Source organism: Cellulomonas terrae (genome assembly GCF_007990265.1).
Taxonomy (GTDB): Bacteria; Actinomycetota; Actinomycetes; order Actinomycetales; family Cellulomonadaceae; genus Cellulomonas; species Cellulomonas terrae.
Genome location: NZ_BJWH01000011.1, coordinates 112,955 through 122,564 on the forward strand (window position 1 = coordinate 112,955; position 9,610 = coordinate 122,564).

Annotated in this window: 10 protein-coding genes; 6 read left to right on the forward strand and 4 right to left on the reverse strand. The window is 74.1% G+C overall.

All coding sequences use genetic code 11. The features are described from left to right. Positions 1-66: 66 nt before the first annotated feature. Entirely contained in the window at positions 67-1,002 is a 936-nt protein-coding gene (locus tag CTE05_RS11810; protein ID WP_146846339.1) for a DNA-3-methyladenine glycosylase family protein, read from the reverse strand. 39 nt (positions 1,003-1,041) lie between these two features. On the opposite strand from CTE05_RS11810, the gene CTE05_RS11815 reads away from it, so the two are divergent. Then, the gene (locus tag CTE05_RS11815; protein ID WP_146846341.1) at positions 1,042-1,917 is read left to right on the forward strand and encodes a DUF72 domain-containing protein; all 876 of its coding nucleotides are present in this window, start codon (positions 1,042-1,044) and stop codon (positions 1,915-1,917) included. Between the two features lie 2 nt (positions 1,918-1,919). On the opposite strand, the gene CTE05_RS11820 is transcribed toward CTE05_RS11815, so the two are convergent. Next, positions 1,920-2,288 carry an RNA-binding S4 domain-containing protein gene (locus CTE05_RS11820; RefSeq protein ID WP_082570996.1) on the reverse strand — a complete coding sequence of 123 codons (369 nt, stop codon included), beginning with the start codon at positions 2,286-2,288 and terminating at the stop codon, positions 1,920-1,922. 340 nt (positions 2,289-2,628) lie between these two features. Here CTE05_RS11820 and CTE05_RS11825 point away from each other — a divergent pair, with 340 nt between their 5' ends. After that, positions 2,629-3,717 carry a cellulose binding domain-containing protein gene (locus tag CTE05_RS11825; protein WP_146846343.1) on the forward strand — a complete coding sequence of 363 codons (1,089 nt, stop codon included), beginning with the start codon at positions 2,629-2,631 and terminating at the stop codon, positions 3,715-3,717. A 45-nt stretch (positions 3,718-3,762) separates the two neighbouring features. Here CTE05_RS11825 and pgi read toward each other — a convergent pair whose 3' ends face one another. After that, positions 3,763-5,433 (reverse strand): glucose-6-phosphate isomerase, encoded by a 1,671-nt coding sequence (gene pgi, locus CTE05_RS11830; protein ID WP_146846345.1) that lies wholly within the window; start codon positions 5,431-5,433, stop codon positions 3,763-3,765. 63 nt (positions 5,434-5,496) lie between these two features. On the opposite strand from pgi, the gene CTE05_RS11835 reads away from it, so the two are divergent. From CTE05_RS11835 to CTE05_RS11850, 4 genes are all read left to right on the forward strand, one after another. Next, positions 5,497-5,817, forward strand: coding sequence for a hypothetical protein (locus CTE05_RS11835; RefSeq protein ID WP_146846347.1), 321 nt, complete (start codon positions 5,497-5,499; stop codon positions 5,815-5,817). Next, positions 5,814-6,683 carry a PfkB family carbohydrate kinase gene (locus CTE05_RS11840; RefSeq protein ID WP_146846349.1) on the forward strand — a complete coding sequence of 290 codons (870 nt, stop codon included), beginning with the start codon at positions 5,814-5,816 and terminating at the stop codon, positions 6,681-6,683. The genes CTE05_RS11835 and CTE05_RS11840 overlap by 4 nt, the downstream gene beginning before the upstream one ends. 65 nt (positions 6,684-6,748) lie before the next feature. After that, on the forward strand, positions 6,749-7,888 hold the full coding sequence (locus CTE05_RS11845) for a sensor histidine kinase (RefSeq protein ID WP_146846351.1): 1,140 nt from the start codon (positions 6,749-6,751) through the stop codon (positions 7,886-7,888). Next, the gene (locus tag CTE05_RS11850; protein WP_146846353.1) at positions 7,885-8,538 is read left to right on the forward strand and encodes a response regulator transcription factor; all 654 of its coding nucleotides are present in this window, start codon (positions 7,885-7,887) and stop codon (positions 8,536-8,538) included. The genes CTE05_RS11845 and CTE05_RS11850 overlap by 4 nt, the downstream gene beginning before the upstream one ends. On the opposite strand, the gene CTE05_RS11855 is transcribed toward CTE05_RS11850, so the two are convergent. Beyond that, entirely contained in the window at positions 8,535-9,533 is a 999-nt protein-coding gene (locus CTE05_RS11855) for an LLM class flavin-dependent oxidoreductase (protein ID WP_246123556.1), read from the reverse strand. The two genes, CTE05_RS11850 and CTE05_RS11855, sit on opposite strands and share 4 nt — an antisense overlap. Between the last annotated feature and the right edge of the window lie 77 nt (positions 9,534-9,610).

Below are 9,610 nucleotides of genomic sequence, written 5' to 3' on the forward strand. Positions count from 1 at the left end.
TGGTCGGTCTGTCATCTAGGAGACGATCCTGCGCACGCCGGATCGACACGATCGCGTCAGAAGTTCTCAGACCAGCGGTCGCGCGCGCGGCATCCGCGGGCCGAACCGGGGTGCGTTGTGGGTCTGCGTGAGCTCGATGAGCCGGATCACGCGCTGCCGGTGGCCCGCCCACGGCTCCAGGAGCCGCAGCATCCCGGCGTCGTCGGTGCGGCTCCCGGTCAGCGCCCAGCCCACCAGGTGCGCCAGGTGGTAGTCGCCCACGGAGACGGCGTCCGCGTCGCCCAGTGCGCGCGACGCGATCTCCGCGACCGTCCACGGCCCGATGCCCCGGACCGTGAGCAGGCGGCGCCGCGCCTCCTCGATCGGCAGTTCGGCACCCTGCTGCAGGCGACCGGCCACCAGCGCGGCGCGCAGCACCGTGCCGGCTCGCGCCTCCTCCACGCCGGCCCGTCGCCAGTCCCACACCGGCACGGCGCGCCAGGCTGCGGCGCTCGGCGGCACCCGCATCGTGCGGGGAGCGGGCCCGGGCGCGGGCGTGCCGTGCTGCAGCACCAGCCGTCGCCACGCCGCCTTCGCGTCGAGCCCGACCACCTTCTGCTCGAGCACCGCCGGGACGAGCGCCTCGAACACGTTGCCGGACCGGGGGATCCGCAGCGCCTGGCGGGTGCGGTACGCCTCCCGCACCACGGGGTGCAGCGAGGAGTCGAACCCGGCCGGCTCGTCGCGGGCGCCCAGCAGGTCCGGCACCCCGGCCAGCGCACGCTCGGCGCCCGGGCCCCACGCGGTGACGTGGACACCGTCGCGCCGCACCAGGAGCCGTCGCGTGGCCGGTCCGTCCGGCGTGCCGGTCGCCTGCCAGATCGCCCCGTCCGGCGCGGACCACCAGGCGGGGTCGCCCGCGCCGCGCCGCAGCGGGGCGATGGTCAGCCGGACGTCGACCGGGTCGCGCGGGCGGTAGACGGAGGTGAGCCCCGCCTGCTCGTCCGTCGGCCCGGTGGTCACGCCCACCACTATGCGCCGCAGCGCCGACACACTGGGCCCATGACCATCCGCACGGGGATCTCCGGCTGGCGCTACGCACCGTGGCGGCACGTCTTCTACCCGACGGGGCTCCCGCAGCGCCGCGAGCTGGAGTTCGCGTCCCGCCGGCTCACGTCGATCGAGATCAACGGCTCCTTCTACGCGCTCCAGAAGCCGGAGAGCTATCTCGCGTGGGCGTCCGAGACGCCCGACGGCTTCGTGTTCTCGGTCAAGGGACCGCGCTTCGTGACGCACCTGAAGAAGCTGGCCGACGTGCGGGTGCCGGTGGCCAACTTCTTCGCCAGCGGCGTGCTCGCGCTCGGACCGAAGCTGGGACCCGTGCTGTGGCAGCTGCCGCCGAACCTCGGGTTCCACCCCGACCGGCTCGCGGCGTTCTTCGACCTCCTGCCGCGCACCACCGCCGCGGCCGCCCGGCTGGCCGCCGAGCACGACGAGCGCCTCGACGACCGCGCGTGGACCACCACCGACGCCGACAGGCCCTTGCGCCACGTGCTGGAGGTCCGGCACGCGAGCTTCGAGGACCCGGCCTTCGTGGAGCTGCTCCGCGCGCATGGCATCGGTCTCGTCGTCGCCGACGCCGCCGGGCGGTGGCCGGTGATCGAGGACGTGACCGCCGACCTGGTGTACGTGCGGCTGCACGGAGAGACCGAGCTGTACGCCAGCGGCTACGACGACGACGCGCTCGACCGGTGGGCGACGAAGGTCCGCGCGTGGGCGTCCGGTGGCGAGCCGGAGGGTGCGCGCACCCTGGCCGGTCCGGCCGGGTCGGCACCCGAGCGCGACGTGTTCGTCTACTTCGACAACGACCTGAAGGTCCGCGCCCCGTACGACTCGATGGCGCTCGCGGCCCGGCTGGGACTCACCCCGTCCGGGTGAGGTCAGCGGCCCTTGAGGCGCTGGATCAGCCGGCGGTCGCGCTTCGTGGGGCGCCCGGCGCCTCGGTCCCGCTCGCCCGGGACCACGTGCTCCTTGGGCAGCGGGGCGGGGGAGCGGTCCAGGTAGCAGGCGACCGCGACGGGCGCGCCGACGCGCTTCACGACCGTGCGCTGCACGACGACGATCCGCTCGCGCTCCCCGCCGCGGACGTGCACCTCGTCGCCCGGCACCACCATCGTCGCGGGCTTGGCACGGTCCCCGTTCACGCGCACGTGGCCGGCGCGGCACGCGGCAGCGGCGGCGGACCGGGTCGGGAACAGCCGCACCGCCCACGTCCACGCGTCCACGCGCGCTCGCGTCACCTCCGCCATCGCCCGAGCCTCTCACGCCGAGAACCGCGGGCTGCTGCGCTCGCGGCCGCGCCGGCCCACGAGAGCGGGTCGGGTCCCGGGTGCTCGCGGGTCGTGCTGCCCAGCTCCCGCGCTCGTCGCCGACGTGACGGCGGTGGTCGACCTGGGCGTTTCGTCGTCGACCGTCGCGGCCGTAGCGGGAGGAGGGTCGAGGGTGGCCGTCCGTCGTCGAACCGCTTCCGCGGCGAAACGATTCGCGGCCCTGACCGCCGGCCGGATGCCCACCACGCTGCGTCCTGGCGGGCACGTGCCCGCCCCGCCCGGGCAGCGTGGCCGTGGGGCGGACGCGGACGGAGGATCCATGACGACCCAGCTCGTGCGCCGACTGGCCGGCGCTCTCGCCGCCCTGGCACTGCTCGTGACCGGCGCCCTTGCCCTGGCCGTCCCGACGGCCGCGGCCGACCCGGTTCGGATCATGACGCTCGGCGACTCGATCACGGGGAACCCCGGCTGCTGGCGCGCGCTGCTCTGGCAGAAGCTGCAGCAGACCGGCTACACGAACATCGACATGGTCGGGACCCTGCCCGCGCAGGGCTGCGGGGTGACGCACGACGGAGACAACGAGGGCCACGGCGGCTACCTGGTCACCAACGTCGCGGCGCAGGGCCAGCTCGTCGGCTGGCTGTCCGCGACGCGCCCGGACATCGTCGTCATGCACTTCGCCACCAACGACGTGTGGAGCAACAAGAGCCCGCAGGAGATCCTCGCGGCGTGGACGACGCTCGTGCAGCAGATGCGTGCGAGCAACCCGGCCATGAAGATCCTCGTCGCGCAGATCATCCCCGTCGCACCGTCGAGCTGTGCGGACTGCCCGCAGCGGACGATCGCACTGAACGCGGCGATCCCGGCGTGGGCAGCCGGGCTGAGCACGTCGGCGTCCCCGATCACGGTCGTCGACCAGTGGACCGGCTGGAACGCCGCGACCGACACCTCCGACGGCGTGCACCCCAACGGGAACGGCATCGTGAAGCTCGCCGACCGCTGGTACCCGGCGCTCACCGCGGCCCTGAACGGCTCGACCCCGACGCCGACTCCGACAGCCAGCCCGACACCCACCGTCTCGCCGTCGCCCAGCCCGACGTTCACGATGCCCCCCGCGGACGGCTGCACGGCCACGTACACAGTCGCGAGCCAGTGGCCGGGCGGCTTCGTCGCCACCGTCCGGGTCACCGCGCGGGCCGTCCCGCTCGCGGGCTGGAAGGTCGCCGTCACGCTGCCGAACGGTGCCGTGGCGAACGCGTGGAGCTCGCAGGCGGTCACCTCCGGGACCACGACGACGTTCTCGGCAGCCCCGTGGAACGGCAGCGTCCCGTCTGGGGGCTCGATCGAGTTCGGCTTCCAGGGCACCGGCAGCGCGACGACGTCGGCGGTCACCTGCGCACGAGCCTGACGCACCGTCAGGCGCCGTCGCGGCAGGCGCGAGGGCAGCGTCCGCTCAGGCGCGCAGCTCCAGGTAGCGGCTGATCAGGGCGCGCGTCGACGGGTCCTGGGCCGCCAGCGCGGCGGCGTCGCCCTGGACCGCCGGGGCGATCTCGAGCGCGAGCTTCTTGCCCAGCTCGACGCCCCACTGGTCGAACGAGTCGATGCCCCACACGACGCCCTGCACGAAGGTGACGTGCTCGTACAGCGCGATGAGCTGGCCCAGCACGCTCGGCGTGAGCGCGGCGGCCAGGATCGACGTGGTCGGCCGGTTCCCGGAGAAGACCCGGGCGGGCACGATGTCCTCGGCGGTCCCCTCGGCGCGGACCTCGTCGGCGGTCTTGCCGAAGGCGAGCGCCTTGGTCTGCGCGAAGAAGTTGGCCAGGAACAGGCCGTGCACGTCGACGCCGTCGTCGGTCAGCGGGTGCGCCGGGTTGGCGACCGCGATGAAGTCGGCGGGGATGAGCCGGGTGCCCTGGTGGATGAGCTGGTAGAACGCGTGCTGGCCGTTGGTGCCGGGCTCCCCCCAGAACACCTCGCCGGTCTGGGTGGTCACGGGCGTGCCGTCCCAGCGGACCGACTTCCCGTTGGACTCCATGGTCAGCTGCTGCAGGTACGCCGCGAACCGGTGCAGGTACTGGGCGTAGGGGAGCACCGCGTGGGTGTGAGCGCCGAGGAAGTTGACGTACCAGACGTTCAGGAGGCCCATGAGGACGGGCACGTTCTGCGCGAACGGCGTCGTCGCGACGTGCTGGTCGACGGCGTGGAACCCGGCGAGGAACTCCCGGAACGCGTCGGGCCCGACGGCGATGGCCAGCGAGGTGCCGATCGTGGAGTCGACGGAGTACCGGCCGCCCACCCAGTCCCAGAAGCCGAACGCGTTGGTGGGGTCGATGCCGAACGCGGCGACCTTGTCCAGGGCGGTGGACACGGCCACGAAGTGCTTCGCGACGGCGGCGTTGCGCGACTCGTCGTCGTCGGCCGTGCCGAACTGCTCCCAGAGCCAGGTCCGGGCCAGGCGCGCGTTGGTGAGCGTCTCCAGGGTGCCGAACGTCTTCGACGCGACGATGAACAGGGTGGTCGCCGGGTCGAGGCCCTTGACGGTCTCCGCGAGGTCGCTGGGGTCGATGTTGGAGACGAACCGCACCTCGAGGCCGTCCTGCACGTACGGCTTGAGCGCCTCGTACGCCATGACCGGGCCGAGGTCGGAGCCGCCGATCCCGATGTTGACGACCGTGCGGACCCGCTCACCGGTCACGCCGGTCCACTCGCCCGAGCGCACCTTGTCCGCGAACGCGAACATCTTCGTCAGCTCGGCCTGCACGTCGGCGTCGACGTCCTGCCCGTCCACGACGAGCGGCGGCTGCGCACCCGCCGGGCGGCGCAGCGCGGTGTGCAGGACCGCGCGGTCCTCGGTGACGTTGATGTGGTCCCCGCGCAGCTGCGCCTGCAGGCGGTCCGCCAGACCGACCTCGTCGGCGAGCCGGACCAGCAGGGCGAGCGTCTCGTCGGTGACCAGGTTCTTCGACAGGTCGACCGTGAGGTCCGCCAGCGGGAGCGTCAGGCGCGTGGCGCGCTCGGGGTCGTCGGCGAACCAGCCGCGCAGGTCGGGGGTGAGCGTCGACTCGTGGACGCTGAGCTCCTGCCAGGCGGCGGTGGACGTGACATCGATCGGCGAGGTGGGCATGGGACCACCGTATTGCGCGGGCGCGGCCCGTCGCACCGGCGTCCGCGTCCTACGGTTGACCCCATGTCACGCGTCCCCACCGCCGTCGTCGCCGCGCTCACCCTGGTGGTCGGGTTCGCCGTCGCCGACCTCACCGGGGTGCGGGCCCTGGGCGGGGTCGTGCTCGTCGCCGGGGTGGCCTGGTGCGTCGTGCGGGCACGGTCCGCAGGCTGGTGGCGGGTCGCGGCGGTGGTGCTGGTCGGTGCCGTGTGCTTCGCGCTCTCGCACCCGCTCGGCGGCGTGATCGGCGCCTGGCCCGCCGTCCTGGTGGCCGCCCTCGTCCTGGCCGCAGCGACGTTCGCCCTGGTGGACCGTCCCTCCGCGCAACCCGCTCGCGTCGCGTGACGGCACTGCTCGTCTGCTGCGGCCTGGCGACGCTCGACGTCGTGCAGGTGGTCGACCGGCTGCCTGCGGCCGACGAGAAGGTCGTGGCCGAGCGCCTGGACGTCACGTTCGGGGGCCCGGCGGCGAACGCCGCCGCGACGGCCGTCGCGCTCGGGGTCCGCACGGTGCTCGTGACCGCGCTCGGCACCGGACCGGTGGCGGACCTCGTCCGCGCCGGCCTCGGGGCCGCCGGGGTGGAGGTCGTGGACCTGCTCGACGGGCCGGGCACACCGCCCGTCTCGACCGTGCTGGTGACGCGGGGGACGGGCGAGCGGGCGGTCGTCTCGGTCAATGCCGTCGGCGTCCGGGACCTGAGCGGCGCGGCGGGCCGCCTCGACGTGCTCGACGGTGCGACGGCGCTCCTCGTCGACGGGCACCACCTCGGGGCCGCGCAGGTGCTGGCCGCCGCCGCGCGGGACCTCCCCGTGCTCCTCGACGGCGGCAGCTGGAAGCCCGGGCTGGACGGTCTGCTCGCCCACGTCGACCACGCCGTGCTGTCCGCGGACTTCCGGCTGCCCGACGACGGCGCCGACGACCTGCTCGACCGCGTCGCCGAGCTCGGGCCGCAGCTCGTCGCGCAGTCGGCAGGCGGAGGGTCGGTCCGCATCCTCGTCGTCGGACCGCAGGGGCGTCGTCTTTCGGTGCTCCAGCCGCCGAGGATCCCCGCGTCCGAGGTCGTCGACACCCTCGGCGCGGGCGACGTGCTGCACGGTGCGACGGCCGCCTCGCTCGCCCAGGGCCACGACGTGCTGTCGGCGCTGGCCGACGGCATCGCCCGGGCGAGCGAGTCGGTGCGGTACCCCGGGGCGCTGGGCTGGGTGCCCTGACGGACGACGTGCGGCTCGACCGATCGGCTGAGCCGCGCGCGAGCTCCCGTCCCTAGGCTCAGGGCGTGATCCCCGACGCCCTCCGTCCGCTGTGGACGGCCCCCCGAGCGCCCGGCGCGCCCGCCCGGGTGTGGCGGGACTGGGTGCTCGCCGCGCTGCTGGTGCCGACCGCCGTGATCGAGGTCGTGCAGCGTCCGGACGCGACGTGGGGACCCGTCGCCCTGGTCGTCGCCCTCGTGGCGGTGCTGGCGCTGCTGTGGCGTCGCACGCACCCGCTGGGCGCGGTCCTCGCGGTGTTCGGCACGCTGATCGTGATCGACGCCGCGATCCTGGTCGTCGGTGGGGTCGGCCCGTTCGGGCTCTACACGACCGCCTGCGTCCTCCTGCTGACCTACGCGCTGACCCGCTGGGGGAGCGGCCGGGAGGTCGTGCTCGGGCTGGCTGCCGTCCTGGTGGCCAGCGCGCTCGGGATCGCCGGGGACTTCACCGGGGTCGCCGAGGCGGTGCTCGGTGTCGTGTTCATCCTGACGCCGGCGGGGATCGGTGCCTGGGTCCGGCTGGCGTCGACGTCCCGGCTGCGCGAGCGGGACCAGGTCCGGCTGCGGGAGCGGGAGCAGCTGGCGCGGGAGCTGCACGACACCGTGGCGCACCACGTCTCCGCGATCGCGGTGCGTGCCCAGGCGGGCCGGGTGGTGGCCGCGACCGACCCGTCCGCCGCGCTCGACGCGCTGCTGGTGATCGAGGGGGAGGCGTCGCGTGCGCTCTCGGAGATGCGGCTGATGGTCAGCGCGCTGCGGGACGACGACGGCGCGGAGCTCACTCCGCAGCGGGGCGTCGCGGACATCGAGCGGCTCGCCACGGCGGGGCCGCCGCGGGTGGAGGTCACGCTGTCCGGCGACCTCGACGGGCTGCGACCCGCGGTCGGTGCGGCGCTGTACCGGCTCGCGCAGGAGTCGGTGACCAACGCGCTGCGGCATGCGCGGTACGCCTCGGGCGTCCGGGTCGACGTCACGGCGGACGAGGCGTCCGTCCGGCTCACGGTCGTCGACGACGGCGAGCTCCAGGGCCGCGTCGGGACGGGGTACGGGTTGGTGGGCATGACCGAGCGCGCGTCCCTCCTGGGGGGCACGCTCGACGCCGGGCCGGGTCAGGAGCGCGGGTGGACCGTGGTCGCGGTGCTGCCGAGGACGGGGGCGGTCGCATGACGATCCGGGTGCTGGTGGCGGACGACCAGGAGCTGGTCCGCACCGGCCTGTCGATGATCCTCGACGCGCAGCCGGGGATCGAGGTGGTGGGCCAGGCGGCGGACGGTCGGCAGGCGGTGTCGAGGGCGCGGGAGCTGCGTCCCGACGTGTGCCTGTTCGACATCCGGATGCCGGAGCTGGACGGCATCGAGGCCACCCGCCGGCTCGCTGGGCCGGACGTGGCGGACCCGCTCGCGGTCGTCGTGATCACGACGTTCGACCTGGACGAGTACGTGCACGGTGCGCTGAAGGCGGGCGCGCGCGGGTTCCTGCTCAAGGACGCCGGCCCGGAGCTGCTGGTCCAGGCCGTGCACGCGGCTGCCGCCGGGGACGCACTGATCGCGCCGAACGTGACCGTCCGGCTGCTCGCCGCGTTCGCCGCGACGGGCAAGCGCAGCCGGGTCCTGCCGCCCGTCGTGCCGCTGACGGGGCGCGAGGAGGAGGTGCTGGTCACGGTGGCCCGCGGGCGGACCAACTCCGAGATCGCCGACGAGCTGCACATCAGCCTGAGCACGGTGAAGACGCACCTGGGCAGCCTCATGGACAAGCTGGGCGCCCGGAACCGCGTCGAGCTGGCGATGTGGGCCTACGAGTCGGGCCGGATGGACTAGCCCAGCGCGTCGCGCACGAGCGGCGCGACCTGCGTGCCGAGCAGCTCGATCGAGCGCAGCGACTCCTTCTGCGGGACCCCGGACAGGTCCATCTGGAACGCCTGCCGGTCGTGCTGCAGCACGCCGTGCAGCGCGACGATCCGCTCCGCGACCTGCTCGGGCTCCCCGACGAAGTACGCGCCGCCGCGCGCGGCCTGCGACTCGTAGGAGATCCGGTTGGGCATCGGGAAGCCCCGTTCCGACGAGATCCGGCGCATCGACTCCAGCCAGTACGGGTAGAAGTAGTCGCGCGCGGCCTTGCCGTCGTCGGCGAGGAACCCCATGCCGGCCACGGACACGAACGCGGGCGCGTGGGGGTGCTCGGACTGTGCGTGCGCGCGGCGGTACAGGTCGACCAGGGGCGCGAACTGGGCCGGCTGGCCGCCGATGATCGCGTAGCTGATCGGCAGCCCGAGCAGCCCGGCGCGCACCGACGACTGCGGGTTGCCGCCCGTCGCGACGGCGATGCGCAGGTGCTCGCCGTGCGGTCGGGGGAGGACCAGGGCGTCGTCGAGGGCCGGCCGGAACCGCCCCTGCCAGGTGGTCCGCTCGGTCGCGTCGAGCCGCAGGAGCAGCTGGATCTTCTCGTCGTAGAGCTCGTCGTAGTCCTCCAGCGACGCCCCGAACAGGGGGTAGGACTCGATGAACGAGCCGCGTCCGGCGAGCAGCTCGACGCGGCCTCCCGAGAGCAGGTCCATCGTCGTGAACTGCTGGTAGACGCGGACGGGGTCCTCGGTGGACAGCACGGTCACGGCGCTGCCGACGGTGATCCGGGACGTCTGGGCGAGGGCGGCGGCGATGACCGTGGAGGGCGAGGAGATCGCGTAGTCGGGGCGGTGGTGCTCGCCGATGCCGACGTAGTCGAGCCCGACCTCCTCGGCCAGCCTCACGCGTTCGAGGACCTCGCGGATGCGCTGGCCGGGGGAGACGTCGCCGACGTCACCGAACGTGTACATGCCCAGTTCCATGTCGGTGCGAACGCATCGACCGGACGCGCTGTTCCCTGCGTTCCCGCAGGTGAGCGCTCCGACCG

Excerpts from the sequence above, each read along its gene's own strand:
- CTE05_RS11815 (WP_146846341.1), top strand. The coding sequence starts at position 1,042 with ATGACCATCCGCACGGGGATCTCCGGCTGGCGCTACGCACCGTGGCGG.
- CTE05_RS11850 (WP_146846353.1), top strand. The coding sequence starts at position 7,885 with ATGACGATCCGGGTGCTGGTGGCGGACGACCAGGAGCTGGTCCGCACC.
- CTE05_RS11825 (WP_146846343.1), top strand. The coding sequence starts at position 2,629 with ATGACGACCCAGCTCGTGCGCCGACTGGCCGGCGCTCTCGCCGCCCTG.
- CTE05_RS11835 (WP_146846347.1), top strand. The coding sequence starts at position 5,497 with ATGTCACGCGTCCCCACCGCCGTCGTCGCCGCGCTCACCCTGGTGGTC.
- CTE05_RS11820 (WP_082570996.1), bottom strand. The coding sequence starts at position 2,288 with ATGGCGGAGGTGACGCGAGCGCGCGTGGACGCGTGGACGTGGGCGGTG.
- CTE05_RS11855 (WP_246123556.1), bottom strand. The coding sequence starts at position 9,533 with ATGTACACGTTCGGTGACGTCGGCGACGTCTCCCCCGGCCAGCGCATC.
- pgi (WP_146846345.1), bottom strand. The coding sequence starts at position 5,433 with ATGCCCACCTCGCCGATCGATGTCACGTCCACCGCCGCCTGGCAGGAG.